This is a genomic window from Chitinimonas sp. BJYL2 (assembly GCF_027257935.1).
Lineage (GTDB): Bacteria > Pseudomonadota > Gammaproteobacteria > Burkholderiales > Chitinimonadaceae > Chitinimonas.
On the sequence record NZ_JANZKW010000003.1, the window covers coordinates 449,981 to 476,283 of the forward strand.

21 protein-coding genes and 1 pseudogene are annotated in these 26,303 nt (G+C 60.9%); 13 read left to right on the forward strand and 9 right to left on the reverse strand.

Features of this window, described 5'->3' with window-relative positions; genetic code table 11:
* Positions 1-3 precede the first annotated feature (3 nt).
* Complete coding sequence (locus O9X62_RS11965) at positions 4-1,155, reverse strand: tetratricopeptide repeat protein (protein ID WP_269533107.1); 1,152 nt, start codon at positions 1,153-1,155, stop codon at positions 4-6.
* Between the two features lie 67 nt (positions 1,156-1,222).
* Here O9X62_RS11965 and O9X62_RS11970 point away from each other — a divergent pair, with 67 nt between their 5' ends.
* The 8 genes from O9X62_RS11970 to O9X62_RS12005 all read left to right on the forward strand — a co-directional run bounded on the left by O9X62_RS11970 (position 1,223) and on the right by O9X62_RS12005 (position 12,150).
* Positions 1,223-1,576, forward strand: coding sequence for a DMT family protein (locus O9X62_RS11970; protein WP_269533108.1), 354 nt, complete (start codon positions 1,223-1,225; stop codon positions 1,574-1,576).
* Between the two features lie 91 nt (positions 1,577-1,667).
* Positions 1,668-3,368, forward strand: a complete 1,701-nt coding sequence (locus tag O9X62_RS11975) for a glutamine--tRNA ligase/YqeY domain fusion protein (RefSeq protein WP_269533109.1) — start codon at positions 1,668-1,670, stop codon at positions 3,366-3,368.
* Entirely contained in the window at positions 3,365-3,946 is a 582-nt protein-coding gene (locus O9X62_RS11980; RefSeq protein ID WP_269533110.1) for an HD family hydrolase, read from the forward strand. Before O9X62_RS11975 ends, O9X62_RS11980 begins: the two co-directional genes overlap by 4 nt.
* Before the next feature lie 34 nt (positions 3,947-3,980).
* The gene (gene ybaL, locus O9X62_RS11985; RefSeq protein WP_269533111.1) at positions 3,981-5,690 is read left to right on the forward strand and encodes a YbaL family putative K(+) efflux transporter; all 1,710 of its coding nucleotides are present in this window, start codon (positions 3,981-3,983) and stop codon (positions 5,688-5,690) included.
* A 78-nt stretch (positions 5,691-5,768) separates the two neighbouring features.
* On the forward strand, positions 5,769-6,836 hold the full coding sequence (gene hemE, locus O9X62_RS11990; protein WP_269533112.1) for a uroporphyrinogen decarboxylase: 1,068 nt from the start codon (positions 5,769-5,771) through the stop codon (positions 6,834-6,836).
* 473 nt (positions 6,837-7,309) lie between these two features.
* Positions 7,310-9,472, forward strand: a complete 2,163-nt coding sequence (locus O9X62_RS11995) for a primosomal protein N' (protein WP_269533113.1) — start codon at positions 7,310-7,312, stop codon at positions 9,470-9,472.
* Between the two features lie 50 nt (positions 9,473-9,522).
* Positions 9,523-11,049, forward strand: a complete 1,527-nt coding sequence (gene ubiD, locus O9X62_RS12000) for a 4-hydroxy-3-polyprenylbenzoate decarboxylase (RefSeq protein ID WP_269533114.1) — start codon at positions 9,523-9,525, stop codon at positions 11,047-11,049.
* Between the two features lie 60 nt (positions 11,050-11,109).
* Positions 11,110-12,150, forward strand: coding sequence for a DUF475 domain-containing protein (locus tag O9X62_RS12005; RefSeq protein ID WP_269533116.1), 1,041 nt, complete (start codon positions 11,110-11,112; stop codon positions 12,148-12,150).
* Positions 12,151-12,294: 144 nt separating this feature from the next.
* On the opposite strand, the pseudogene O9X62_RS12010 reads toward O9X62_RS12005, so the two are convergent.
* Positions 12,295-12,582, reverse strand: a pseudogene (locus tag O9X62_RS12010) (DUF3579 domain-containing protein); the annotation flags it as partial.
* A gap of 77 nt (positions 12,583-12,659) precedes the next feature.
* On the opposite strand from O9X62_RS12010, the gene O9X62_RS12015 reads away from it, so the two are divergent.
* The 5 genes from O9X62_RS12015 to O9X62_RS12035 all read left to right on the forward strand — a co-directional run bounded on the left by O9X62_RS12015 (position 12,660) and on the right by O9X62_RS12035 (position 19,465).
* Positions 12,660-14,639 (forward strand): aminotransferase class V-fold PLP-dependent enzyme, encoded by a 1,980-nt coding sequence (locus O9X62_RS12015; protein ID WP_269533119.1) that lies wholly within the window; start codon positions 12,660-12,662, stop codon positions 14,637-14,639.
* 65 nt (positions 14,640-14,704) lie between these two features.
* Positions 14,705-16,480 carry a diguanylate cyclase gene (locus tag O9X62_RS12020; protein WP_269533120.1) on the forward strand — a complete coding sequence of 592 codons (1,776 nt, stop codon included), beginning with the start codon at positions 14,705-14,707 and terminating at the stop codon, positions 16,478-16,480.
* 124 nt (positions 16,481-16,604) lie between these two features.
* The gene (gene argF / locus O9X62_RS12025; RefSeq protein ID WP_269533121.1) at positions 16,605-17,522 is read left to right on the forward strand and encodes an ornithine carbamoyltransferase; all 918 of its coding nucleotides are present in this window, start codon (positions 16,605-16,607) and stop codon (positions 17,520-17,522) included.
* A gap of 49 nt (positions 17,523-17,571) precedes the next feature.
* Positions 17,572-18,789, forward strand: a complete 1,218-nt coding sequence (locus O9X62_RS12030) for an argininosuccinate synthase (RefSeq protein ID WP_269533123.1) — start codon at positions 17,572-17,574, stop codon at positions 18,787-18,789.
* A 109-nt stretch (positions 18,790-18,898) separates the two neighbouring features.
* Positions 18,899-19,465, forward strand: coding sequence for a DUF2799 domain-containing protein (locus O9X62_RS12035; protein ID WP_269533125.1), 567 nt, complete (start codon positions 18,899-18,901; stop codon positions 19,463-19,465).
* Positions 19,466-19,491: 26 nt separating this feature from the next.
* Here O9X62_RS12035 and O9X62_RS12040 read toward each other — a convergent pair whose 3' ends face one another.
* The 7 genes from O9X62_RS12040 to dnaX form a co-directional block, all read right to left on the reverse strand.
* On the reverse strand, positions 19,492-21,216 hold the full coding sequence (locus O9X62_RS12040; protein WP_269533126.1) for a Sel1-like repeat-containing protein kinase family protein: 1,725 nt from the start codon (positions 21,214-21,216) through the stop codon (positions 19,492-19,494).
* 86 nt (positions 21,217-21,302) lie between these two features.
* A complete protein-coding gene (gene minE / locus O9X62_RS12045; RefSeq protein ID WP_269533128.1) occupies positions 21,303-21,563 on the reverse strand; it encodes a cell division topological specificity factor MinE in 261 nt (86 codons plus the stop codon).
* A gap of 3 nt (positions 21,564-21,566) precedes the next feature.
* Positions 21,567-22,376, reverse strand: a complete 810-nt coding sequence (gene minD, locus O9X62_RS12050) for a septum site-determining protein MinD (protein ID WP_269533129.1) — start codon at positions 22,374-22,376, stop codon at positions 21,567-21,569.
* A 42-nt stretch (positions 22,377-22,418) separates the two neighbouring features.
* Positions 22,419-23,159, reverse strand: a complete 741-nt coding sequence (gene minC, locus O9X62_RS12055; RefSeq protein WP_269533130.1) for a septum site-determining protein MinC — start codon at positions 23,157-23,159, stop codon at positions 22,419-22,421.
* Positions 23,160-23,281: 122 nt separating this feature from the next.
* Positions 23,282-23,878 (reverse strand): recombination mediator RecR, encoded by a 597-nt coding sequence (gene recR / locus O9X62_RS12060; RefSeq protein ID WP_269533131.1) that lies wholly within the window; start codon positions 23,876-23,878, stop codon positions 23,282-23,284.
* A gap of 67 nt (positions 23,879-23,945) precedes the next feature.
* Positions 23,946-24,275, reverse strand: coding sequence for a YbaB/EbfC family nucleoid-associated protein (locus O9X62_RS12065; RefSeq protein WP_269533132.1), 330 nt, complete (start codon positions 24,273-24,275; stop codon positions 23,946-23,948).
* Positions 24,276-24,307: 32 nt separating this feature from the next.
* Entirely contained in the window at positions 24,308-25,960 is a 1,653-nt protein-coding gene (gene dnaX / locus O9X62_RS12070; RefSeq protein ID WP_269533133.1) for a DNA polymerase III subunit gamma/tau, read from the reverse strand.
* Between the last annotated feature and the right edge of the window lie 343 nt (positions 25,961-26,303).

A 26,303-nucleotide genomic window follows, 5' to 3' on the forward strand; every position in this document is an offset into this window, starting at 1 on the left:
CACTTATCCTACCCGTTCTTCCGAGATCAGCCAACGGTCACCATTCTTCTCCAGAATCAAGGTCTTAACGGTGGATTTGTCGGTCTTGTCCGAGCTGTATTGCTGCACGAAGCGGGCAGTGGCTTTCTTGCCGTCTATCTTGATGCGCAGCTTGCCCACCTTCACGCTGATCTTCTTGGCGCTTTCAATCCGCTGGCGGCGTTGCTTTTCCCATTCGCTACGGCTCATGCCGGCGGGTTTGTACTGGCGGCTGTAGCTGGCCAGATAGGCAGGCACGCGTTTGTCTGCCCATGCGTCCGCCCAAGCGATGACGGCTTTGCTGACCTGCGCTTCGGCGTCTTTGTTCTTGTCGGCCGCCGGCGCAGGCGTCGGGGTAGGTGCTGGTACCTTGCCGGGCTGGGCCGCAGGGGCGGGCGCCGCTGTTACCGGCTGCATAGCCGGCTTGCTGGCAGCGGGTGCCGGTGTCGGGCTGGGCGCGGCGGCGACCACGACAGGTTTGCTGGCGGCGACCGGCTTGGGAGTCGGCGAGGGTGCTGGCGCGGGCGTGGGTGCCGGCGTGGGTGCCGGCGTGGGTGCCGGCGTGGGCGCCTGGGCCAAAACCACAGGGCGGCTATTAGCGGGTGCCGTGCGGCTTAAGAGATCGGGCACGAGCGCGAGTTTGGGCGCGGGTTGCGTTGGCGGCGCATCCTGGGGCCGGGCCTGGCGTTCCACCACATCCCGCTGCAAGGCTTTGTCGTAGGCTTGTGCTGCGAGGCGTGCATAAACATCTGCAAGGTTGGCATGGGCCGTGGCATACGCCGGGTTTGTCTGCAGGGCCATTTGCAATGCGGCCCGTGCTTTGTCGAGCTGGCCTTGCTGGGCGTAGATCGTAGCCAGGTTGTTATAGGGCTCGGGCAGGTTCGGATGGTCACTGGTGAGCGCAGTAAAGACCTGTATCGCTTCGGCCGTTCGACCAAGCTGCGCCAGCGCATTGCCGCGCAGCAGGCGCAGACGGGCATCCCGGGGTGAACTGGCCAGCGCCTTGTCGGCGGCCTTCAGGGCATCATCAGCACGGCCACGCTGAAGGCTGGCGGCAATGTCCCCGGCGTCTCCGGCGTGGGAGGCGGCCAGCAAGGCAAGGCACAGCAGGGAGGGGAGCAAGCGGGTAAGCGGCATCGGCTGGACAGCGTTCCGGGTTCGACACAAACTGCCAATTTTACCAGACTCGCCGCCATCGCCCCCGATGAATACCGCTCTGCCTGCCGGACTCGTGTCCATCCTGCTGCTGGTCTGTTCGAATGTCTTCATGACCTTTGCCTGGTATGCCCATCTCAAGGACATGTCGGCCAAGCCTTGGTATATCGCGGCATTGGCGAGCTGGGGCATCGCCTTGTTCGAGTATCTGTTGCAGGTGCCGGCAAACCGTATTGGCTATCAGGTGTTCACGCTAGGGCAGCTCAAGATCATCCAGGAGGTGATCACCCTGGCGCTGTTTGTCCCATTTGCGATTTTCTATATGCAGCAGCCATTCAAATGGGACTTTGTCTGGGCGGGTTTGTGCCTTCTGGGTGCCGTGTACTTCATGTTCCGGAGTTGAGTGGTCAGCCGGGTTTGGTATTGCTTGGGCGCGCGGGGCCGGCTATCGGGTAAAATCGCCGTATTGCACAAATCCAGCGTGAACCGATTTTATGTCCAACGAAAATGCCGCCCCGGTTGTCAGCAACTTCATCCGCAATGTGATCGACACCGATCTCGCCAGCGGCAAGCACCCGCGCACCATTACCCGCTTCCCGCCGGAACCCAACGGCTACCTGCACGTGGGCCACGCCAAGTCCATCTGCCTGAACTTCGGCATCAAGGAAGACTACAAGGGTCGCGGCTACGCCAGCGAGTGCAATCTGCGCTTTGACGACACCAACCCCGAGAAGGAAGAAGACGAATACGTGCAGGCCATCCAGGCCGATGTGCACTGGCTCGGCTTTGAGTGGGATGGTGGTGTGCGCTACGCCTCGGATTACTTTGAAACGCTATATCAATATGGCGTGGAGCTGATCAACAAGGGTCTGGCTTTTGTGTGCGAGCTGACACCCGAAGAAATGCGCGATTACCGTGGCGACTTCCAGAAGCCCGGCCGTAACAGCCCCTACCGTGATCGCTCGGTGGCGGAGAACCTCGATCTGTTCGCGCGTATGCGCGCCGGTGAGTTCCCCGATGGTTCGCGCACGCTGCGCCTCAAGATCGATATGGGCTCACCCAACCTGAACCTGCGCGACCCGGTGATCTACCGCATACGCCGTGCACATCACCACCGCACGGGTGACGCCTGGTGCATCTACCCGATGTATGACTACACGCACTGCATCTCGGACGCGCTCGAGGGCATCACCCACTCGCTGTGCACGCTGGAATTCGAAGACCACCGCCCGCTGTACGACTGGGTACTCGATAACATCACCATCCCGTGCCACCCGCAGCAGATCGAGTTTTCCCGTCTGGAGCTCCTCTATACGGTGACCTCCAAGCGCAAGCTCAACCAGCTGGTGACTGAAGCCTTGGTCAGCGGTTGGGATGACCCGCGCATGCCCACCATCAGCGGCATGCGCCGCCGTGGCTATAGCCCGGCCGGCATCCGCCTGTTTGCCGAGCGCTGCGGTATATCCAAAACACCGAACGTGGTCGATTTCTCGGTGCTCGAAGGCGCCGTGCGCGAAACGCTGGAAGCTGAGGCCCCGCGCGTGATGGCCGTGCTTGATCCTATCAAGGTCACACTGACCAATTTTGAAGCGGGTGTTACCGGCTCACGTACCGCGCCTTTCCATCCGCACCATCCCGAATTCGGTGAGCGCGAGGTGCCGATTGCGCCGGTCATCTATATCGAACGCGACGATTTCAGCGAAACCCCGCCACCGGGCTGGCAGCGCCTCACGGCCGGCGGCGAAGTGCGTTTGCGCTACAGCTATGTGATCAAGTGCGACGAAGTCATCAAGGACGCTACCGGCAAGGTGGTAGAGCTCAAGTGTTCCATCGACCCGGCCACGCTGGGCCAGAACCCGGTCGGCCGCAAGGTCAAGGGCGTGATCCACTGGATCTCGGCTGAGCATGCGGTGGAGGCCGAAGTGCGCCTGTACGAGCGCCTGTTCACGGTAGAACGCCCAGATGCCGTTCGTGGCGACGACGGCCAGTACGTCGACTTCAAACAGTTCCTTAACACCGAGTCACTGAAAACCGTGACCGGCTATGTGGAAGCCGCCGTGCGCGACGCCGCCCCGGAAACCCGCTACCAGTTTGAACGCCTCGGTTACTTTGTTACCGACCGTGTCGAACATCAGCCGGGCAGACGCGTGGTGTTCAACCGCACTGTGGGGCTGAAGGACAGCTGGACCAAATGAGCGTGCTCGCGGCGCAGCTCGAATTCCTGCTGGAACTCGACAAGCTCAAGGCGGTCTTGCGTAGGACACGGCCAGTCGGCATGACGCGCTATGAAAATAGCGCGGAGCACAGCTGGCAGGTCGCGCTGATGGCCATGCTGCTGGCCGAGCATGCCGAGCCGGCGGTTGAAGTGAACCGCGTGGTGCAGATACTGCTCGTACACGATATTGTCGAAATCGACGCCGACGACACCTTTCTCTACGACGAGTCAGCTGCGGCCGACAAAGCAGACAAGGAGGTAGCAGCAGCCGAGCGTCTGTTCGGCATGCTGCCCGCCCCACAGCGTGATGCCTTCATGGCGTTGTGGCGTGAATATGAAGATCGTGACACGCCTGAGGGCCGCTTCGCTTATGCCTGCGACCGCATGATGCCCATGCTGCAGAATCTGGCGAATGAGGGCATAGGCTGGCGCGAGAATGCGGTGCGCTTCGAGCAGGTGATCCGCAAGAACCTGCCGATCAACGACGCGGCACCCACCTTGTGGCAACACGTCCTGCCCCGGCTCGAGGCCGCCCGCGACGCGGGGTGGTTGACCTGATACCCCACAGCCCGAACCCGAGGAGAGCCTGCCCATGCCCCATGCGATTCCGTTGATCACCACCATCGCATCGGCACTGGGCCTGGCCCTTATATTCGGTTTTCTGGCAGACAAGCTGCGACTGCCGGCTCTGGTGGGTTATCTGCTGGCCGGTATCCTTATCGGCCCTTACACGCCCGGCTTTGTGGCCGATATGCAGATCGCCTCGGAGCTCGCCGAAATCGGCGTGATGCTGCTGATGTTCGGTGTGGGCCTGCACTTTTCCCTGCAGGACTTGATGGCGGTACGGCGTCTGGCCGTGCCGGGTGCGGTATTGCAGATATCGGTCGCGACCGCGATGGGTGCTGCCGTAGCCTGGTACTGGGGCTGGGGTCTGGGCGGCGCGCTGGTATTCGGCCTGGCATTGTCAGTCGCCAGCACGGTGGTGCTGCTGCGCGCGCTGGAAGCCAAGGGCGAACTCGATACGCTCAACGGCAAGCTGGCCGTGGGTTGGCTGGTAGTCGAAGACCTGGCGATGGTGCTGGTGCTGGTGCTGCTGCCGCCGCTGGCGGGTGCCTTGGGCGGCAAAGGGGCAGAAGCTGCTGATGGCAATGTCTGGCTGGCGCTGGGGCTGACCTTGCTCAAGGTCGCGGTATTCATTGGCCTGATGCTGGGCTTGGGCAAGAAAGTGCTGCCCAAACTGCTCTGGCATGTGGCCAAGACCGGCTCGCGCGAGCTATTCACGCTGGCGGTGGTGGCGGCGGCCGTCAGCATTGCATTTGGGGCTGCCCAGCTGTTCGGCGTGTCGTTTGCGCTTGGTGCCTTCTTTGCCGGCATGGTGATGCGCGAGTCCGAATTCAGCCACCGCGCGGCCGAGGAATCCCTGCCCCTGCGCGATGCCTTTGCCGTGTTGTTCTTTGTGTCGGTGGGCATGCTGTTCGACCCCCGCGTCCTGCTTGACCAGCCCCTGCAGGTGCTGGCGGTGGTGGCCATCATCGTGGTGGGCAAGTCGATTGCCGCTGGCGCCCTGGTGCTGGCTTTCCGCTACCCGCTCAACACCGCGCTCACGGTATCGGCCAGCCTGGCTCAGATCGGCGAGTTCTCGTTCATCCTTGCCGGTCTTGGCGTGGCACTTGGCCTGCTGCCCACCGAGGGCCAGAGCCTGATCCTGGCCGGCGCACTGATTTCGATCGCGATCAATCCGCTGACCTTTGCCGGCATTGCACCGCTGACCCGCTGGCTGCGGGCCAAGCCCGGCTTGATGCGTGCGCTGGAACGCGATACCGACCCGCTGGCCGAGCTGCCGATGAGTACCGAGCAGAAGTATCTGGCCGGGCAGGTGGTGCTGGTGGGTTACGGACGGGTGGGCCGGCGTATCGGTATGGCGCTGGACGAGCAGGGCATCCCCTATGTGGTGGCCGAGCAGAACCGCGAACGTGTCGAGCGTCTCCGCGCCCGTGGCATCGCAGCCGTATCGGGCGACGCCTCCGACCCGGCCGTACTGATCCAGGCACATATTGCCCATGCGAGCATGCTGGTGATTGCCACGCCCGATACCATCAACGTGCAACGCATGCTGGAAACGGCGCGCACGCTCAATTCGGGCATCGAGGTCATCGTGCGCACACACAGTGAAGACGATGCCCAGCTGCTCAGCGCCGCCGCCATTGATCGTGTGTTCCTTGGCGAAGAGACCCTGGCTACCAGCATGAGCCAACATGTGCTGGCGCGCTACGGCAAGACGGCTGCCGCTACGGTGCATTGATCTGGGTCAGCCACCGCGTTTCGGTCTGCGCTGGCTTACGTGCGATAATTGCCGGCTCCGCCGTATTGCGAGCTTTCCATGACGCCGTTGCACAACGACACCTTCCTGCGCGCGCTGCTGCGCCAGCCGACCGATTACACCCCGCTGTGGCTGATGCGTCAGGCCGGCCGTTACCTGCCCGAATACCGCGCTACACGCGCCCGTGCCGGCAACTTCATGGGCCTGTGCACCTCGCCGGCCATGGCGACCGAAGTCACGCTGCAACCGCTGGATCGCTACCCGCTCGACGCGGCCATCCTGTTCTCCGACATCCTCACCGTGCCCGATGCCATGGGGCTGGGCCTCTACTTTGCCGAAGGTGAAGGCCCAAAGTTTGAGCGCCCCCTGCGTGATGAAGCCGCGATCAAGGCGCTGGCCGTGCCCGATATGCACAAGCTGCAATACGTGTTCGATGTCGTCTCCAGCATCCGCACGGCCCTCAATGGCCGTGTGCCGCTGATCGGCTTTTCGGGCAGCCCGTTCACGCTGGCCTGTTATATGGTCGAAGGCGCGGGTTCGAGCGACTTCGCGCGCATCAAGACCTTGATGTACGACCGTCCCGAACTCCTGCACCACATCCTCGCCATCAATGCCGAAGCCGTGACGACCTATCTGAACGAACAGATCAAGGCCGGTGCCCAAGCCGTGCAGATCTTCGACAGCTGGGGTGGTGCGCTCGCCTACGGCAAGTATCAGGAATTTTCGCTCGCCTACATGCAACGCATCATCGACGGCCTGATCCGAGAGCACGATGGCCGCCGCGTGCCGGTGATCGTGTTCACCAAGGGCGGTGGATTGTGGCTGGAAGACATCGCCAATACGGGTTGCGATGCAGTGGGCCTGGACTGGACCGTGGACCTGGCCGATGCGCGTCGCCGCGTGGGTGCAAAGGTCGCCCTGCAAGGCAACTTCGACCCGGTGGCCCTGATGGCCAATCCGCAGGCCATTGAATCCGAGGTCGAGCGTTTGTTGGCCAGCTACGGCGTAGGCAGTGGCCATGTCTTCAATCTGGGCCATGGTATTTCGCAGCACACGCCACCGGATCATGTGACGGCTTTGGTGAATGCCGTGCACAAACATTCGCGGTCGTATCACACGGCTGTTTGACATGCACCGCTGCGGTGCACCCATGTTGTGCCGCAGCAAGAATTCAGGTTTTGCTGATCTACACGTAAAAACAGTGGTTTAAGCACAGATGTTGAAGTGATACGGCGAGAATGCCAGTTAACTTATGCACAGAGTTGGACTGGTGACTCGCGAGGCTTGTCAAGCACCCATTGATCGAGTGTTGCAGACGAGGCGTTTTTTCAAGTCACTGATTTTTAAAGATATTTTAGTTTGCCTGTTTTTTGAGCAAGTCAGCGGCGAGCTTGATCCTGCTAGGAAAAGTCCGGTCTTCACAAACTTGCCCACAAACTTATCCACAGCTTCTGTGGACATAGTCAAAACCCCCTGTGGTGATGGGCACTTAGCGTCTTTTTCGGCATGTTCATCATGACAAGCCATGGTGGAAAATCAGCACGATTCAGGGTGAGCAGGGTGGCAAGCTGCCCGCGTCCCCGATACTTCCGACGGATTGCATGCCTTATCTAAGCGTTGCACTCGATGTGCCACTGGATCGTCTGTTCGATTACGCGCTGCCCGATGGCATGGTTGCGCAGCCGGGTCAGCGCGTGATCGTGCCGTTTGGTCGCCAGCGCTTGGTCGGTCTGGTGATCGCCCTTGCCGATGCGCCGGGCGACCCGGCCATGCGCATCAAGCCGGTTGAGGCCGTGCTGGACGATTTGCCCGCACTCGATACCGGCACGCTGGGACTGCTGCAATTCTGTGCCGATTATTACCAGCACCCGCTGGGTCAGGTGGCGCACACGGCCATACCGGGACGTTTTCGCGAGCCACAGACTTTCATCGTCAAACCCGCTTGCACCTATGCGGCGGTCGATACGGCAGTGCTGCTTGCCGCTGTGCCCAAGCGCGCCACGCTGCAACAGCGGTTGGCCGCCATGCTCGCGCAGCCGGTGAGCGAGACCGCAGTGCGTGCGGTGTCGCCCTCGGCCTGGAAGCTGCTGCAAGGCTGGCTGGAGCAAGGCTGGGTGCAGACCCTGCCCGTGCCTCGTGTCCCGCCGCAGGCCGCGGAGGGGCCGGCGTTGAATGCCGAGCAGCAGCAGGCGGTGGCGGCCATCGCCGCGACAACCGGGTTTCAGACCCACCTGCTGCACGGCATTACCGGTAGTGGCAAGACCGAGGTCTATCTGCACGCCATCGCGGCGCAACTGGCCGCCGGCCGGCAAGCCTTGGTGCTGGTGCCTGAAATCAATCTGACGCCCCAACTGGAAAGCCGTTTCCGCGATCGCTTCCCCGGGGTCGGCATCGTCAGTCTGCATAGCGGCGTGGCGGATGGTGAACGTGCCACTGGCTGGGTACGTGCCGCACGTGGCGAAGCGGCCATCGTGCTGGGGACGCGGCTGGCCGTGTTTACCCCCATGCCGGATCTGGGTCTGATCGTTGTCGATGAGGAACACGACAGCAGCTTCAAGCAGCAGGAAGGCTTGCGCTATTCGGCGCGTGACCTGGCCATCTACCGTGCGCGTCGTGCCGGTTTGCCGGTGGTGCTGGGTTCGGCCACGCCCGGCATCGAGACCTGGCACAACGCTGAACAGGGGCGTTACCAGCGCCTTACTTTACGTCAGCGTGCCGTGCAAGGCGCCCGCCCTCCCACACTGCGACTGCTGCCGACACGCCATCAGATATTGCAGGATGGCCTGCACCCGCTGGCGCTGGCTGCCATCGGCGAGCGCCTGGCACGTGGTGAGCAGAGCCTGATTTTCCTGAACCGGCGCGGTTATGCACCCGTGATGCATTGCGGCGAGTGCGGCTGGATGGCGGCCTGCACCCGCTGCTCCGCGAGGCTGACCGTGCATCTGCGTGAGCGCAGCCTGCGTTGCCACCATTGCGGCTGGGAAGAACGCATGACGGCGGCCTGCCCCGGCTGCGGCAACCGTGATCTGAACCCGGTGGGGCAGGGCACGCAGCGGCTGGAGGCGATGCTGGCTACCCGCCTGCCTGACGCGCGCCTGCTGCGGATCGACCGCGACAGCATCCGTCGCAAGGGCAGTTTCGAGGCTGCGCTGGCGCAGGTGCACGGCGGCGAAGCCGATGTGCTGATCGGCACCCAGATGCTGGCCAAGGGCCACGATTTTCCCAAGCTCACCTTGGTGGTGGTGCTGGGTAGCGACAGCGGTCTGTACTCGGCCGATTTCCGGGCTGGCGAGCGTGTCTACGCCTTGCTGACGCAAGTTGCTGGCCGGGCTGGCCGGGCTGATCTGGCCGGAGAAGTGCTGGTACAGACCGACTTCCCCGAGCACCCGCTTTATCAGGCCCTGCTGGCTGATGACTACGCCGCCTTTGCCCGCAACGAGCTGGCCGACCGCGCGCTGGCCGGCTTTCCGCCCTTTGTATTCCAGGCCCTGCTGCGGGCCGAGGCCGCCCAGCTGGACACGGCACTGGCCTTCCTGCAACAGGCCCTGACGCTGGCCCCCATGGATGACGCGGTGACCGTATGGGACCCGGTAGCGGCGGCCATGGTGCGGCTGGCTAACCGCGAACGCGCCCAGTTACTGGTGCAATCGGGCCACCGCGGTCGATTGCAGGCCTTCTTGCGCACCTGGATGGCAGCGCTGCGCGCGCAGCCAGCGAACACGCGTGTCCGTTGGTCGCTGGATGTGGATCCACTGGATGTCTGACAGCAGGCCGGCATGGACTTGCCTGCCCACACTCGCTACGCTCGCTCCCCATGAAATACACCGATCTTCGCGACTTCATCACCCAGCTTGAGGCCCAGAACGAACTCAAGCGTATCCGCCAGCCTGTCTCGGCCCGGCTTGAAATGACCGAGCTGTGCGACCGCGTGCTGCGCGCCGAAGGCCCGGCCTTGCTGTTCGAGAACGTGCCTGGCCACACCATGCCGGTGCTCGGCAACCTGTTCGGTACCCCGCGCCGTGTGGCGCTGGGCATGGGCGCTCAGGATGTGAGTGCTTTGCGGGAGATCGGCAAGCTGCTTGCCTACCTGAAGGAACCCGAACCGCCCAAAGGCCTGCGCGATGCCTGGGACAAGCTGCCGCTACTCAAGCAGGTACTGAACATGGCACCCAAGCTGGTGCGCAGCGCGCCGTGCCAGGAAGTGGTGCATGAAGGCGCAAAGGTCGATCTCAGCAGCATACCCATCCAGCACTGTTGGCCCGGCGATGTCGCGCCGCTGATTACCTGGGGCCTGGTGGTGACGCGCGGCCCGCACAAGCCGCGGCAGAATCTGGGTATCTATCGACAACAGTTGATCAGCTGCAATCAGCTGATCATGCGCTGGCTGGCGCACCGTGGTGGCGCGTTGGATTTCCGCGAACACGCGATCAAGTCGCCCGGCACGCCATTTCCGATTGCCGTGGTGCTGGGCTGCGATCCAGCCACCATATTGGGTGCCGTTACCCCGGTGCCGGACGCGCTCAGCGAGTATCAATTCGCCGGCCTGCTGCGCGGCAGCAAGACCGAACTGGTCAAGTGCATCGGTAGCGAGCTGCAAGTGCCGGCCACGGCCGAGATCGTGCTCGAAGGCAGCATCCAGCCGGCCGAATCAGGCTGGACGGGCGTGTCCGAGGCCGGCGTGCCGCTCAAGGAGATTGGCGGGTATCTGCACGCACTCGAAGGCCCCTATGGCGATCACACGGGTTACTACAACGAGCAGGACTGGTTCCCTGTGTTCACGGTCGAGCGCATCACCCATCGACCCAAACCGATCTACCACAGCACCTATACAGGCAAGCCGCCCGATGAACCTGCGGTGCTGGGCGTGGCGCTCAATGAGGTGTTCGTACCCATCCTGCAAAAGCAGTTTCCCGAGATCGTGGACTTTTACCTGCCGCCCGAGGGCTGTTCGTACCGGATGGCGATTGTGAGCATGAAGAAGTCCTACCCCGGCCATGCCAAGCGGGTGATGTTTGGCGTGTGGTCGTTCCTGCGCCAGTTCATGTACACCAAGTTCATCATCGTGGTGGATGAGGATGTGAATACGCGCGACTGGAAGGAAGTGATCTGGGCGATCACCACGCGCGTGGACCCCAGCCGCGACACGGTGCTGGTAGATAGCACGCCGATTGACTACTTGGACTTCGCCTCGCCGGTTTCAGGCCTGGGTTCCAAGATGGGGCTCGATGCCACCAACAAATGGCCCGGCGAAACGAATCGTGAGTGGGGCAGGGTGATCGAACGCGATGCGGCCTCGGTGGCGCGCATTGATGCGCTGTGGCGTGAAATCGGACTTGGCTGAGTGCCCCGCATCAACGAGAATCGGCCGCCTTAACCTTTACCCGCTGAAAGCCAAGTCACTGTGTCCAATCTGCGTTTCTTCCGGGGCTCCATCCTCGTCACCGTGCTGGGTATCGGCGCGGCCTTCTGGGTAGGTGGCCCGCAGGCGGCCTTTATTGCCTTCATCCTGTCGATTCTTGAGGTGTCGCTCTCGTTCGATAACGCGGTCGTCAATGCCACCGTACTCAAGAACATGGATGAAGTCTGGCGCCGTCGCTTCCTGACCTGGGGCATGCTGATTGCTGTTTTCGGCATGCGCGTGGTCTTCCCCGTCCTGATTGTGGCGGTAATCGCCCAGATTGATCCCTGGACCGCACTCAAGCTCGCCGTAGGCGAACCCGAGCGCTACGCCGAAACGCTGACGTCGGCCCATGCCGTGGTGGCTGGCTTTGGCGGCGCTTTCCTGATGATGGTGTTCCTCAAGTTCTTCATCGACAAGGAAAAGGATGTGCACTGGGTCCGCGTGATCGAGGCGCCGTTGTCCAAGCTGGGCAAGATGGAAGCAGTGGAAATCGCGGTCTGCCTGGCCGCCGTGTACCTGATCTCGACCTGGCTACCTCCTGCCAAGCAGCTGGAGTTCCTGCTGGCTTCGGTGGCGGGTGTCATTACCTACATCGTCGTGGACGGTTTCGCCTCGCTGCTCGAGTCGGATGATGACGAGGTGGATGTCGGCGGCCACGCGACCGCGGCGGTTGCCAAAACGGGCTTGTCGGGCTTCCTTTACCTGGAAGTGCTCGATGCCAGCTTCAGCTTTGATGGGGTGATCGGTGCATTTGCGCTGTCTAACAATATCTTCATCATCGCTATTGGCCTGGGTATCGGCGCCATGTTCGTGCGTTCGCTGACCATCCTCTTCGTCGAGAAGGGCACGCTTGATCAGTTCCGCTATCTGGAACACGGTGCCTTCTACGCGATCGGTGCGCTGGCGACCCTGATGTTCGTGGGCACCATCCAGCATGTCTCCGAGATCATTACCGGTCTGATTGGTGCGGGTTTCATCGTGCTGGCCTTGTACTCATCGATCCGCCATCGCCGTCGCATACAGGCGCAGGCTGCAACGTAAGCCGGCGGCACACACAAAAAAGGCCAGCGTGAAGCTGGCCTTTTTTTGAATGCGCAGAGAGTTTTTACTCTATCGAGGGTAAGTTGAAGCGATCCTGTTTGCAGGGCCGCGAGGCACTTAACCGAGAAACTGGCTCGGGTAGTGTTCGTCCAGCAATTGCCGGCAATCGACCACACGCAGGTCGTTGTCTTTGGCAAAGCTCATCAGGAAGGAATACACGCGCGGGTCGATCTTTTCGAGTTGCTTGTCGATCGCCACACAGCGCACATTCTCCATCATCATCGGACGGACGTAGGGTGCATACGAGAGCTTCTGGTCAGTACCAAAGCTCGACAGTATGCCGGCCAGCCGCTCGGCCCAGTCGGACGGACGGAACTCACGGCCGCTACGGGTCACGCCTTGTATGATGACTTCGTAGGGGTTACAGATCATTTTTTATGGCTTGGGCTTGGATTCTTGTATCAGGTTTCGGCGACAATACCGGTCTCATAAAATAACGAGGGGACATCGTGCCTAAGCCTATCAGCCGTATTTTACTGGTAAACGACGAGCAGCAGGTGCTCAAGGCGTTGACCAAGGGTCTCAATGCCGCCGCACGCCAGCTCGACAATCCGCTCGGCACCACGTTTGCCGGTGTTGAAACCGCCCGCGAGGCGTTGGCGGCCATCTGTAACGATGGCGATATCCAAGCCGTTATTGTAGACGACCAATTGCATCGCGTTTCCGGTGCAGGCAAGGGCAAGAAGCTGCAGATGTCGGCACTGGATCTGGTACATGAGATCCATGCGCTGCGGCCCGAGCTGGATGTGTTCGTGCTCATCGCCAAACAGAATGAAGACGAGGTGGTCAACACGCTGCTGTGTGAAGCCGTGGATGGCTACTTCTATCGCGACGATCCGGACTACCTGGGTTGGTATCGCATCCTCAGCGCCCAGATGCTGGAACGCGCCCACACGCCGTTTTACGATCGACTCAAGGAATACGTGTTCATGGCCAAGGACGCCTGGCATACGCCGGGCCACAGCTCGGGCGACAGCCTGCGCGGCAGCCCCTGGGCCGAGGACTTCTATCACTTCATGGGTGAGCACAGCTTCAAGGGCGACCTGTCTGTTTCTGTCCCCATGCTGGATTCGCTGCTGCACCCCACCGGCATTATCGAGGAGGCGCAGGAGATTGCCGCTCAGGCGTTCGGTGCCAAACGTACCTTCTTTGCCACCAATGGCACCTCCACGGCCAACAAGGTCATCCTCCAGACTCTGCTGGCGCCGGGCGACAAGCTGCTGCTCGACCGCAACTGCCACAAATCGGTGCATCACGGCGTGGTGATCTCGGGCGCGCTGCCGGTGTATCTGGATTCGAGTACCAATCTGGAATACGGGCTGTTCGGCCCGGTACCCAAGGCGACGATCTTCAAGACCATTGAAGACAACCCCGACGCCAAGGTGATGATCCTGACCTCCTGTACCTACGATGGCCTGCGTTATGACCTCAAGCCCATCATTGCGGCAGCGCACGCCAAGGGCATCAAGGTGATCATCGATGAGGCCTGGTACGGTCATGCGCGCTTCCATCCGGAGCTGCGGCCTACGGCGCTGGAGTCCGGTGCGGACTTCGCGACGCAATCAACCCACAAGGTCATGAGCGCCTTCTCGCAGGCCTCGATGATCCACGTCAACGATCCCGAGTTCGATGAGCATGTGTTCCGCGAGAACTACAACATGCATACATCGACCAGCCCGCAATACAGCATGATTGCCAGTCTGGATGTGGCGCGCAAGCAGATGAGCATGGAAGGCTACAAACTGCTCTCCCGCACCTTGCAGCTGGCCCGCGAACTGCGCGAGCTGATCAATTCGACGGGTGTATTCCGGGTGCTTGAGCTGGAGGATCTGCTGCCGGAATCGGTCAAGGGTGATGACGTGAAGCTGGACCCGACCAAGATCACCGTCGATATCTCCGCGTGTGGCTACACGGTGGATGATCTCCAGACCGTGCTGTTCGAGCGGTACAACATCCAGATCGAGAAATCGACGTTCAATACGATCACCTTGCTGCTGACCATCGGCACCACCAAGAGCAAGGTGTCTCGTCTATACGACGCCCTGATGCGCATCAGTCGGGAGACGCGCGCGCCGCGCAGGTTGTATCGTGCCCCTGCCATTCCGCACTTCACCCGTCTCAAATTCCTGCCGCGCGACGCGTTCTACTGCGCCGGTGAGCTGACACCGCTGCTGGACGAGGCAGATCAGGTGAATGCCGATTTGGCTGGCCGGGTCAGCGCGGATCAGATCGTGCCGTATCCGCCGGGTATTCCGGTACTGGTGCCAGGCCAGATCATCACGCCCGAGATCATTGCGTATCTGGTCAATCTGCTGCGTAGCCAGAAACAGGTTGAACTCCACGGGGTGGTGTTTGATGGCTGGCTGCCTTGCATGCGGGTCCTGACCGCGGCAGATGAACAAGGTCTGCGGCCGCTGGACGGGGCATAAGGATTCACGCATGCTTGACGGCTATGAACCGTCAGGCACTTGCGTCCGCCGCTGAGAAGCAGCCTATGTCCGCCGAGGTGCTGAGCCTCGTCGCGGAAGGCTGGCTGCTCCAGTACGGCGACCCGCTGCGCTCGCGCCAGCTGGGTGAGTCTGCCTTGGCCTTGGCCAAGCAGCAGGATGATCCCTGCGGCGCTGCCTATGCCAGGCTGGTGCTGGCCTGCTTTGACATGCGCCATGGCGATCCGGTGCGGGCTGAAGCCGAATTCATCGATCTGAAAGCCCGCTTCGAATCGGATGCGGACCTGCGCGGCATGATGCGTGCGGGCTTCGGCTGTTCGGTCATGCAGTCACGTAGCGGCAACACCGACAGCGCTTATGCCGAGCTGATCCGCTTTGTGCCTGAGCTGGACGGCGCCGAACTGGTCGACGCCTTCCTGATCCGTAATGCGCTGGGCGCCACCTGTTCCGATGCCGGTCTGCCTGAAGAGGCCATGCGCCACTTCTACAAGGCGCTGGCCGCTGCGCGGCAATTGGGATCACCCGACCACCTTGCACTGGTGTTATCGAATCTCGGTGATGTACAGCATGGGGCGGGGAATTACGAAGATGCCATCCGTTTTCTGGTTGAGGCCAGCGAGATGGTTGCACGCTCAGAGCGCGCGGCGCTGGCGACACTGGTTGCCAGTAATCTTGCCATGTGCCAGCTGGCGATCGGGGCCCATGAAGCTGCCTTCGATACCATTCACCCGCATTTGCATATCGAGGATGATCACCTGCGCATGGGGCGCGCCAATGCCGCCTTTTTCCAGGCCATTGCCGCGCATACCTACGCCGCGCACGGTGAATGGGATCAGGCGCGAGCACTGATCGTGCCGGCACTGGCGGCGGCAGCCGCATCCGAGGAACCGGGCGTGACGGTGCATTGTCACTGGGTACAGGGTCTGATCGCCCACGGCGAGTCCCGACCCGCAGATGCCTTGCTAGCCCTGCAAGAGGCGGAGCGCTTGCTGGGCAAGTTGCAGGACCCCTATTACCCGGTACAGATCAGTCGTGAACTGGCCAGAACCCATGCTGCGCTGGGTAATTGGCAGACGGCGTATGCCTATCAGGAACAGCACCAGCAGCTTTATCAGCGTTCAACGGGCAGTGCCGCTCGAGCCAAGGCGTTGATCAGCAATTTGCAGAACGAGCTGGCGGAGGCGGAGCGCGAGCGCGACTTTGCCCTGCACAAGCATGCAGAGGCCGAGCGTGCGCGTGCCGAGCTGGAAAAGCTCAACCACGCACTCGCCGGGAAGATGCAGGAAATCGAGCGATTACAGGCCAAGCTGCGTGAGCAGGCCGTGCGCGATCCCCTGACCAATCTCTACAACCGCCGCTACCTGCAGGAGGAACTGAGTAATCAGATTCGTCTGGCGGGACGCCGCCGCTATCCGCTCTGTGTAGTCCTTATCGATCTGGACCACTTCAAATCCGTGAATGACCGCTTTGGCCATCCCGCCGGCGACCAGGTGCTGGTCGATTTTGCGGCCATGCTGGCTATGCATATCCGGGGGTCGGATTTCGCGTGCCGCTTTGGGGGCGAAGAGTTCTGTCTGGTTCTGTCGGATATCCGCATGGAACAGGCTCTGGTGCGTATGCACGCTTTACTGGATGCGATGCGTGCCCTGATCGTACAAGGGCCGGACTTCCGGATTGATCAGCTCACCTTCTCGGCGGGGCTGGCCGAGTTCCCGCGCTGCGGGACCGAGCCGGATCTGTTGCTGCACGCTGCGGATGGTGCCCTGTATCTGGCCAAGCAGAGCGGCCGGAATCAGGTGCTGGTCGCCACCACGGACTGCTGACAAGCCATAACCCGATGTGGGTCGATATTCCATAAACGGACGTCGCATAGGCGAAATTCCTGCTTGACCAAGATCATGTGCTCGGCGAAGCTCGACGCTTTTCCGCAACGCACAAGAGGCCAGCATGACGGTCAGGCACTTCCTCCAGTTCACCGACTTCACCCGCGACGAATACGAGCACCTGTTCGCGCGTAGCCGAGTGCTGAAGGACCGTCTGCGCCGAGGTGAGCTTTATCAGCCGCTCGTGGGCAAGACGCTGGCGATGATCTTCGAGAAAAGCTCGACACGGACGCGTGTGTCGTTCGAGGCTGGCATGAATCAGCTTGGCGGCCATGCCATGTTCTTGGCGAGCAAGGATACCCAGCTCGGCCGTGGCGAACCCATCGAGGATGTGGCGCGCGTGATCGGCCGCATGTGCGATATCGTCATGCTGCGCACCTATGAGCAGACCATCGTCGATACCTTCGCCAAGTACTCGAACGCACCTGTCATCAATGGTCTGACTAACGAATACCATCCGTGCCAGACGCTGGCCGATATCTTCACCTTCATCGAACATCGCGGCAGCATTGAAGGCAAGACGGTGGCCTGGGTTGGCGACAGCAACAATATCTCGCGCACCTGGCTGCAGGCCGCGCGCATTTTCAACTTCAAACTGCATCTCGCTTGCCCCAAGGGTTACGAGATGAAGGTGATCGATGGCATCGATTACAGCGCCCATCTGGTGCAGACCAACGATCCTCGCGAAGCGGTGGAAGGCGCCGATCTGGTGTCTACCGACGTCTGTGTGTCGATGGGTTTCGAGCGTGAGAGCCTGCAACGCCGCGTCGACTTCCTGAATTACAAGGTCAGCAGTGAGCTGATGAAATTGGCCGACAAGGATGCGGTATTCCTGCACTGCTTGCCGGCACACCGTGGCGAGGAAGTGGACCCTGAAGTGCTCGACGGTCCGCAGTCGCTGGTCTGGGATGAAGCCGAGAACCGCATGCACACGCAGAAAGCATTGATCGAGTTCCTGCTGCTGGGCCGCGTGGCCAACTGAGCCAGACAACCAAGATTTTGATCTAGATAACCGACCCAAGAGTTCCAATATGTCCGATATCAAGAAAGTCGTCCTCGCGTATTCCGGTGGCCTCGATACCTCCGTGATCCTCAAGTGGCTGCAAGACACTTACCAGTGCGAAGTGGTCACCTTCACCGCCGATATCGGCCAGGGCGAAGAGCTGGAGCCCGCCCGTGCCAAGGCACTCAAGTTCGGCATCAAACCCGAGAACATCTATATCGACGATCTGCGCGAAGAGTTCGTGCGCGACTTCGTGTTCCCCATGTTCCGTGCCAATACGATCTACGAAGGCGAATACCTGCTGGGTACCTCGATCGCCCGTCCGCTGATCGCCAAGCGCCAGATCGAAATCGCCAACGCTACCGGCGCTGATGCCGTGAGCCACGGCGCGACCGGCAAGGGCAATGATCAGGTCCGGTTCGAGCTGGGTTACTACGCCCTCAAGCCGGGCGTGAAGGTGATCGCTCCTTGGCGCGAGTGGGATCTGGTATCGCGCGAAAAGCTGCTGGCCTATGCCGAGCAGGCTGGCATTGCCATCGACATGAAGCACAAGCAGGGCGGTGCGCCGTATTCGATGGATGCCAACCTGCTGCATATCAGCTTTGAAGGCCGTCATCTCGAAGACCCCAAAGCCGAGGCAGAAGAAAGCATGTGGCGCTGGACCGTCTCGCCCGAAGCCGCGCCCGATGCGCCCGAGTATGTGGATCTGGAATTCGCGAACGGTGATGTAGTCGCTGTGAACGGTGTGCAGCTCAAGCCTCACGACGTGCTCGCCAAGCTCAATGAGCTGGGTGGCAAGCATGGCATCGGCCGGCTTGATCTGGTCGAGAACCGTTACGTGGGTATGAAGTCGCGCGGGTGCTACGAAACCCCCGGCGGCACCATCCTGCTCAAGGCCCACCGTGGTATCGAATCGATCACGCTGGACCGTGAAGTTGCCCACCTCAAGGACCACCTGATGCCGCGCTACGCCGAGCTGATTTACAACGGCTACTGGTGGAGCCCGGAACGCCGTGCGATCCAGACGTTGATCGATCACACGCAGGGCTATGTGAATGGCTGGGTGCGTGTGAAGCTTTACAAGGGCAGTGTCTCGGTGGTGTCGCGTGATTCCAAGGACACCCTGTTTGACCAGACCATTGCCACCTTCGATGATGATGGCGGTGCCTACAATCAGAAGGACGCCGAAGGCTTCATCAAGCTCAATGCGCTGCGGATGCGGATTGCATCGCGCAAGCGCGGCTGATTGCTTGCAGCCATCCAGACAAAACCCGGCCTTGTGCCGGGTTTTTTGTTCAGTGACGGTTCAAAGCAAGTCGCCTAGTCTGCAAGCAGATCATCAAAAGGTAATCAGCATGCAACGTGTAATCAGACAGCTCTGCCTTGGGCTGGGAATCCTGGTACTCGGTGGTTGTGCCGCCATGTCGGACGCCGCCTGTCGTGCCGGTGATTGGTACGGCGCGGGAGAGAAAGATGGCCGCAATGGCCGCGAGGATCGTCTGGCAGACTATGCCGAAGCCTGCCAGAAGGTGGGTGTACTCCCCGATCCTGCCGAATATGCTAAGGGCCGCGAGCGTGGCCTGCTGGCCTACTGCACCCCCGAGAACGGCTATCGGGAGGGGCGTGAGGGACGCAGCTACCAGAATGTCTGCGCTCCGGAACTGCAAGCCGGCTTCCTGCAACACTACGAGCGGGGGCGGTTGGTCTATGAGTTGCGCCGAGACATCGAGCGGCTTGAGAACGATTTGAGGCGCTGGTCTGGCGAACTGGCTGTGCTGCAGGACAAGATCAGGAAGGCGGCCAGCGATGAAGAGCGCAAGCGTTTACGTCGTGAATGGCACGATCTGGATCGCGCCCGCAGGGATGCGGAAGTGCGTCTGCAGTTGCTGCACGCGCGGCAACTGATGTCCGCAGACCACTAACGGGCAGGGCTGCTGCACAACCCGGATCAGGGTTGTGCAGCGGCTTCGCGCTGGGCCGGGGTGAGTAGTCTCTCAACTTCGGCGAGCCTTGCCTTGGCAGATGGGTCGTGCACTGCGGCCTGTTTCAGCAAGCGATAGGCACTGAGCTTGTCGAGCGGCACACCGCGACCCGACAGATACAGCAGGGCCAGATTATATTGACCGGTGGGATTACCTTGATCGGCGGCCAGTTGCGAGTAACGTACTGCCTCGCCATCATCCTTGCGGATACCTCGGCCGGTCATGAACATGAAGCCCAGATAGGCCTGCGCCTCTGCGTGATGCTGATCTGCGGCCTTGCGATACCAGCTGACCGCCAGTTCGTTGTCTGCCGGCACGCCTTGTCCTTTGCGGTAACGCAAGCCTAGCTGGGTCTGCGCGGCAGGATCTCCTGCCTCCGCGGCGCGGCGCAGATCGGCGAGCGAGAGTCCCGCCAGTACTGTGGCATCCGGAGCGGCGGGTTCGGCCTGGGCGATGGGCTTGGCGTCCTGTTCCGGTGCGCCATGCGAGCTGACAGACGCCCCCTCCCCCTGTTCAACGTCCTTTTCCGGTGTCGGGCTGGCGTGCTGATCCTTGGAACTCAGCAGGGCGGCACCGACCGCCGCCACGACGATCAGGCCGATACCAATGCCGATCAGCTTGCCCTTGCCGTGCGAGGGTTCAGCACGGTGATCACGGCGATGCACGCCGGCCGGGCTGGGCGAGAACTCGTCATCCAGGCGGATGCTCGGGAGTACGTTACCGGGTGCAACGGGATGTAACACCGGTGCGGGGTGCATGCTGTACACGCCGGTAGTCTGGGGCGCCTCGGCGATGACCAGCGGGCGTTTGTCGATCTCCAGGGCCTCGAACGCCTTGATACAGGCGTCGAGACTGGTGAAGCCACCTTGCAGCACCGGCTTCTGCATCTTGCGGATCAAGGCCGGGAGAGTCTCCTGGTGCGCGTCTTTGTAATAATCGATCCGGTGTAGCGAAATCTGTTTGAACCAGTGGCCCAATGCGTAAAGGTCTACACGCCAATCCAGCGTATTGATGGCCAGATCGGGAATTAGCACCGTGGTGTACTGGCGGCGTGCCGTCTCCGAGAGTTCATACCAGCCGGTCTTTCCCGGTTCACCTACCAGTCGCGCATAGGTCTGCCAGTCGCGGTGGATGGCATCACGCATTGCCGGCGCCATATAGGCGGCATCCTGGCTGGCCAGATCGACAAACAGTGGCTTCTCGATACGCTGTTGCGCGTTACGAGCGACGCCGAAATCAATCACCGTGATCTGGTCGTAATCGATCGCGCCATCGTCGTTCTGTCGCAGTACCAGCACATCCGGGCGCAGGCCGCCGTGCACCAGGCCCGAATGGCTCAGGTGCTGGAGCGCCTTGAGGCAGGCGAGTATCAGCTTGACCAGCTCACTGGAGCGCTGGAACGGGTGTTCCAACTCGCCCACCGGTGTGGCCAGCCAGTGCGTCAGCGGGTGACCTGCAGCTTCGCTGATCAGGGCTTGCTCATCCAGGTCTACGCCCACAAAGCGCGCGGCATGGCGCTGGTCGCGCTGAAAACCCTGAAGAATGCGGGCCTCATGGCATAGCCAGTAATCGGCTGCAGGATAAGCAGCGGAAAGCCGCTTGCACCAACGCTCGGTCCCGCGTGGGCTGAGAAACTTTTCGAGCTGTATCGGACGCTCGTTGCTGGTGGAAACTTCGACGTTGTCGGTCATGGCCTTGATGGATAGTCGCCCTGCTCTGTGGCCGGCTCTGAACGATTATGGCAGCAAAAGGCCGGGTTGAAACCCGGCCTTTTCGCTTAGCGCTTGGCGCCTTCCGGCAAGACGATGTTGACTTCCAGCACGTCATAATCATCCTGACGCTCCAGAGACACCTTGATGTCGTCCTGACCGACTGCAACATACTTGGAGATGACGGCAATCAGCTCCTGCTGCAATGCAGGCAGATAGTCCGGGCCACCCCGGCCTGCGCGCTCATGCGCCAGGATGATCTGCAGCCGTTCGCGTGCAACCGAGGCGGATTTTTTCTTGTTGCCCAGCAAGTAATCGAGAAAAGACATGGATCAACCCCCGAACAGGCGGGCAAGCCAGCCTTGCTTGGGTGAATCGATAAAGCGCAGTGGGCGATCCTCCCCGAGGAAGCGCGCAATGACATCTTTGTAGGCTTCGGCAACGTCGCTGCCTTCGATATGGATTGCCGGCGTGCCGCTATTGGACGCCTGCAGCACGGATTCCGACTCGGGAATGACGCCAATCAGGGGAATGCGCAGCAAGTGCTGGATATCTTCCAGCGACAACATCTCGCCGGCATCGACACGCTTGGGTGAATAGCGGGTGATCAGCAGGTGCGCTTTCAGGGTCTGCCCCTCTTCGGCCTTGCGCGACTTGGCATCCAGAATGCCCAGAATGCGATCCGAGTCCCGTACGGATGACACCTCCGGGTTGGTGACCACGACGGCTTCATCGGCAAAGTACAGTGCCATCAAGGCACCGGTTTCAATGCCGGCAGGCGAATCGCAGATGATGAAATCAAAGCCATCGGCCTTGAGGTCATCGAGCACCTTGCCGACGCCCTCGCGCGTGAGTGCCTCTTTGTCGCGGGTTTGCGAGGCCGGGAGCACATACAGATTGTCACAGTGCTTGTCCTTGATAAGCGCTTGACGCAGCGTCGCCTCACCCTGGATCACATTGACGAAGTCGTACACCACGCGACGCTCGCAACCCATGATCAGGTCCAGGTTACGCAGGCCGACGTCAAAGTCGATCACGGCGACCTTGTTGCCGCGCAGGGCCAGGCCCGAGGCAAAGCTGGCGCTGGTTGTGGTCTTGCCCACCCCACCCTTGCCTGAGGTGATAACGATGATCTTGGTCACAATCTGTTCCTAAATCTGTATGAATTGACGAATGTTTTGATATCAGCCGAGTGATAACGCTTCGATCACCAGCTTGTTGCCGTCCAGTCGGACTTGGGCGGCCTTGCCTTTGATACTGCTCGGCAGCTGCTCATCGATGGCCCGGTATACACCGGCAACCGAGAGCAGCTCTGCTTCCATACAATAGGTAAACACGCGTGCCTGAGTATCGCCCCGCGCCCCTGCCAGCGCCCGCCCACGCAAAGGCGCATACACATGGATATTGCCGTCAGCGATCAGTTCGGCACCGTGGCTGACCAAGGCCAGCACGATGAGGTCACCACCACGGGCATACACCTGTTGGCCACTGCGCACAGGTTTGTCGATCACGAGTGCGGGTGGGTTGCCAGGGGCTGCTGACTTGGCCTCGACTTTGCCGGTGGCAACCTGGGAATCCTGCGCGGGCAGCTCAGGCAAAACCAGCAAACCGGCGGCATCGGCGGCACGACGACTGGCTTCGGCACCGCCACGAGCAGCCAGTGCGTGCAAGCCGGACTTGCGCAATAACGTGACCAGGCCCGATAGCTCCAGACTGGTGGCCTCTCCCGGCCAGTCGCTCAGGTCGATGACGGCAGCTTCACCGCTGAAGAAACCCGGCTGTACAGCCAGTTTGAGCGCAAGCGCCTCCCCCAGCTCATCCAGGCTGGCGGTTTTGGGTGTAAAGGCAATCAGGTTGAGTGCTGCGCTTTTGAGTTCGAATGGCGCGCTTTGACGGGTAGGGGCAGGTTTGACAGTTGCGGTCATCAAGTGCGCTCTGGTGCGGCTCGGGCAGGTGGTGCCGAGTTTACTCGTTTCGCAACGAGCGGTTCAACCAAGCTGGCCTGGCTTTCGCGCCATGCCAACACATATGTCTCAAGCAGGTCGGGTCAGAGGTTGCGGCGCTCCAGAAACGCCTGAGCCAAGGTGCTGCTATCCACATGCTCCAGCTCTCCTCCCGACGGCAATCCTCGGGCGATCCGGGTAACGGACACCCCTTTAGCACGCAGGGACTCGGCCAGGTAATGCGCTGTGGCTTCGCCTTCGACGGTGAAGTTGGTGGCGAGAATCACTTCCTCTACCAGGCCATCACCGGCACGGTCCAGTAGCTTGTCGAAATGAATATCCGCCGGCCCGATGCCGTCAAGCGGAGACAGCCGTCCCATCAGGATGAAATAGCGACCCTTGAATGCCACCGTCTGCTCCATGCGCAGCAGATCGGTTGGCATTTCCACGACGCATAGCTGTCGATCATCGCGTGCCGGATCAGCGCACAGCTCGCAGACTGCCTCCTCGGTAAAGGTATTGCAGCGCGCGCACATTTTAAGGCGGGTGAGCGCATCTGCCAGGGCTTGTGCCAAGGCCGCTGCACCGGCCTGATTGCGTTGCAACAGGTGATAGGCCATGCGCTGGGCGGACTTCGGGCCCACGCCTGGCAGTACACGCAAGGCAGCGATCAGTTGGTCGAGCGACGAGGGAGTCTTCATCAGGAGGGGATGCGGTGCAAGTAGTTGCCGGGCTGGGTATTGCTCTGCCCGGCAGGCTGGGCGGAAGTCAGAAAGGCAGTTTCATGCCGGCTGGCAGATTCATACCCGCCGTAAAGCCTGCCATCTTTTCCTTGGAAACCTCTTCTGCCTTGCGTAGTGCATCGTTGAACGCAGCAGCGATCAGGTCTTCCAGCATGTCTTTGTCGTCCGCCAGCAGGCTGGGGTCGATATTCACACGCCTGACAGTGTGCTGACAGTTCATCACGACTTTGACGAGGCCGGAGCCGGACTGGCCCTCGACATCGACATTGGCGAGATCATCCTGCGCCTTTTTCATGTTTTCCTGCATTTGCTGGGCCTGTTTCATCAGGTTTCCCAGCGCGCCTTTATTGAACATGGTGGCTCCTTGAAGCAAATAGAGGGTGTGGATCAGGCCGATTGGGGCCGGGGTTGTATCGAGTCCGGTAGCACATGCGCATCGAACTCGGTGATTAATTGCTGCACGATCGGGTCACGATTGATGGCATCAACCGCATCCGCATGCTGCGCCTGTCGTTCGCGCTGCTGCAAAGCCGCTGGCACCGCAGCTTCATTGCCGCCAACCGTGACCGAGACGCGGATGCTCTGACCCAGGTGGGTGCTCAATGCCTGCGCTAGTTTGTCGCGATAGTCGGGCCCGGCGACGACTTTATGGGCATCTGGTACGGCGAGTGTGAAATGCCCATCCGCATGGTGATCAAGCTGTGCGTGCTGCGCCAGCATGCCCGCAAAGCCGCCCAGCTTGAGCTGGGCAACCAGTGCGGGCCAGTCGCCATCGAAAGCTACGGGCACTGGGGTGCTTGGCTCTTGCCGCTGCGTGGACGGCTCGACCTCGTCAGGCGCAATGGGCTGTGATGGAGGCGGCGCTAGCGGTAAAGCAGGGGCGGGGGGGGCAGCATCTGCAGGGATCGCCACTGCACTGGCCGGTGCACCTGCCTGGAATGCGACTTCCAGACGCTGTGTGGGCGTGAAGGCCAGCATGCGCAGCAGTGTCATGCTCAAACCGGCAAACTCGTCGGGTGCCAACGCCAGATCACGCCGACCATGCAGGGCGATCTGATAATAAAGCTGGACTGCCTCGGGCGTCAGGCGAGCGGCCAGTCCAACAAGCTTCTCGTGGTGAGGGTGATCTGCCGCCACCGAACCGGGCACCGTTTGCAGCAGGGCCAGCTGATGCAGAATGGTAGCCATGGCCTGCAATGCCGCTTCGCTGCCAACGCCGCGTTCAGCAAGTTGTGCGGCTGCAGCCATCATGGCGGCGCCGTCGCGGCTGGCAAGGCAGTCCAGCAAGGCGTATAGACAGGACTGATCGACAGCGCCCAGCATGGCGCGGACGCCGGCTTCTTCCACTTTGCCGCTGCCATAGGCAATGGCCTGATCAAGCAAGGACAGCGCGTCCCGCATGCTCCCCGCAGCAGCATGCCCCAGCAATGACAGCGCTGCGGATTCGTAGGGAATCTGCTCGATATTCAGTATGTGCTGAAGATGCGTGGTTACCTGCTGCGGCAGCATCTGCCGTAGCGAGAACTGCAGGCAGCGTGACAGGACCGTAACCGGTACCTTCTGTGGGTCTGTCGTCGCCAGAATGAACTTCACATGACCAGGTGGCTCCTCCAGTGTCTTCAGCATCGCGTTGAAGGCACTCTTGGACAGCATATGCACTTCATCGATGATGTAAACCTTGAAGCGCCCCTGGGTTGGCGCGTACTGCGCGTTATCCAGCACCTCGCGGATATTGTCGATGCCGGTATTGGATGCCGCATCGATTTCCAGCAGGTCCACAAAGCGCCCCGCATCAATCTGCCGGCAGGCATCGCACTGGCCGCACGGTTCGGCGGTAAGGCCGGTTTCACAATTGAGCGACTTGGCCAGAATACGGGCGATGGTGGTCTTGCCCACGCCGCGTGTGCCCGTAAGCAGATAAGCGTGATGCAGACGCTGACTCTGCAGGGCATTGCTCAATGCCCGTATGACGTGCTCCTGCCCAACCAGTGTGGCGAAAGATTTGGGCCGCCATTTGCGTGCGAGGACTTGATAGCTCATGGCGGCGATTCTAGCAGATGCCCGTAAAGCTACCGATTCGGCAGCAGATCGCGCAATCAATCCGTAATTGCATATATAAGTTTAGTGCTCGGCGAATCGTGCTGATTTCGGAATGCGGGTGCGGTATTGATGCGTGCAGACTCGTGGATGAATTCACGTCACTGCGTTGAATGCTGCGCCATACGCAGAAACATTCTGGCTGTGCTGATTGAAAATCAAGCACTTACGTATTTGGTGTAAAAATCTTGCTGAGAGGGTGTTGACGGTTGTTGGGGTGGTGCGTATAGTTCGCATCTCTGCTGCTGATGCAGACGAAAACGAAGCGAAACAGACGATGTTAGCT

Excerpts from the sequence above, each read along its gene's own strand:
- O9X62_RS11965 (WP_269533107.1), bottom strand. The coding sequence starts at position 1,155 with ATGCCGCTTACCCGCTTGCTCCCCTCCCTGCTGTGCCTTGCCTTGCTG.
- O9X62_RS11970 (WP_269533108.1), top strand. The coding sequence starts at position 1,223 with ATGAATACCGCTCTGCCTGCCGGACTCGTGTCCATCCTGCTGCTGGTC.
- O9X62_RS11975 (WP_269533109.1), top strand. The coding sequence starts at position 1,668 with ATGTCCAACGAAAATGCCGCCCCGGTTGTCAGCAACTTCATCCGCAAT.
- O9X62_RS11980 (WP_269533110.1), top strand. The coding sequence starts at position 3,365 with ATGAGCGTGCTCGCGGCGCAGCTCGAATTCCTGCTGGAACTCGACAAG.
- ybaL (WP_269533111.1), top strand. The coding sequence starts at position 3,981 with ATGCCCCATGCGATTCCGTTGATCACCACCATCGCATCGGCACTGGGC.
- hemE (WP_269533112.1), top strand. The coding sequence starts at position 5,769 with ATGACGCCGTTGCACAACGACACCTTCCTGCGCGCGCTGCTGCGCCAG.
- O9X62_RS11995 (WP_269533113.1), top strand. The coding sequence starts at position 7,310 with ATGCCTTATCTAAGCGTTGCACTCGATGTGCCACTGGATCGTCTGTTC.
- ubiD (WP_269533114.1), top strand. The coding sequence starts at position 9,523 with ATGAAATACACCGATCTTCGCGACTTCATCACCCAGCTTGAGGCCCAG.
- O9X62_RS12020 (WP_269533120.1), top strand. The coding sequence starts at position 14,705 with ATGTCCGCCGAGGTGCTGAGCCTCGTCGCGGAAGGCTGGCTGCTCCAG.
- argF (WP_269533121.1), top strand. The coding sequence starts at position 16,605 with ATGACGGTCAGGCACTTCCTCCAGTTCACCGACTTCACCCGCGACGAA.
- O9X62_RS12030 (WP_269533123.1), top strand. The coding sequence starts at position 17,572 with ATGTCCGATATCAAGAAAGTCGTCCTCGCGTATTCCGGTGGCCTCGAT.
- O9X62_RS12035 (WP_269533125.1), top strand. The coding sequence starts at position 18,899 with ATGCAACGTGTAATCAGACAGCTCTGCCTTGGGCTGGGAATCCTGGTA.
- O9X62_RS12040 (WP_269533126.1), bottom strand. The coding sequence starts at position 21,216 with ATGACCGACAACGTCGAAGTTTCCACCAGCAACGAGCGTCCGATACAG.
- minE (WP_269533128.1), bottom strand. The coding sequence starts at position 21,563 with ATGTCTTTTCTCGATTACTTGCTGGGCAACAAGAAAAAATCCGCCTCG.
- minC (WP_269533130.1), bottom strand. The coding sequence starts at position 23,159 with ATGACCGCAACTGTCAAACCTGCCCCTACCCGTCAAAGCGCGCCATTC.
- recR (WP_269533131.1), bottom strand. The coding sequence starts at position 23,878 with ATGAAGACTCCCTCGTCGCTCGACCAACTGATCGCTGCCTTGCGTGTA.
- O9X62_RS12065 (WP_269533132.1), bottom strand. The coding sequence starts at position 24,275 with ATGTTCAATAAAGGCGCGCTGGGAAACCTGATGAAACAGGCCCAGCAA.
- dnaX (WP_269533133.1), bottom strand. The coding sequence starts at position 25,960 with ATGAGCTATCAAGTCCTCGCACGCAAATGGCGGCCCAAATCTTTCGCC.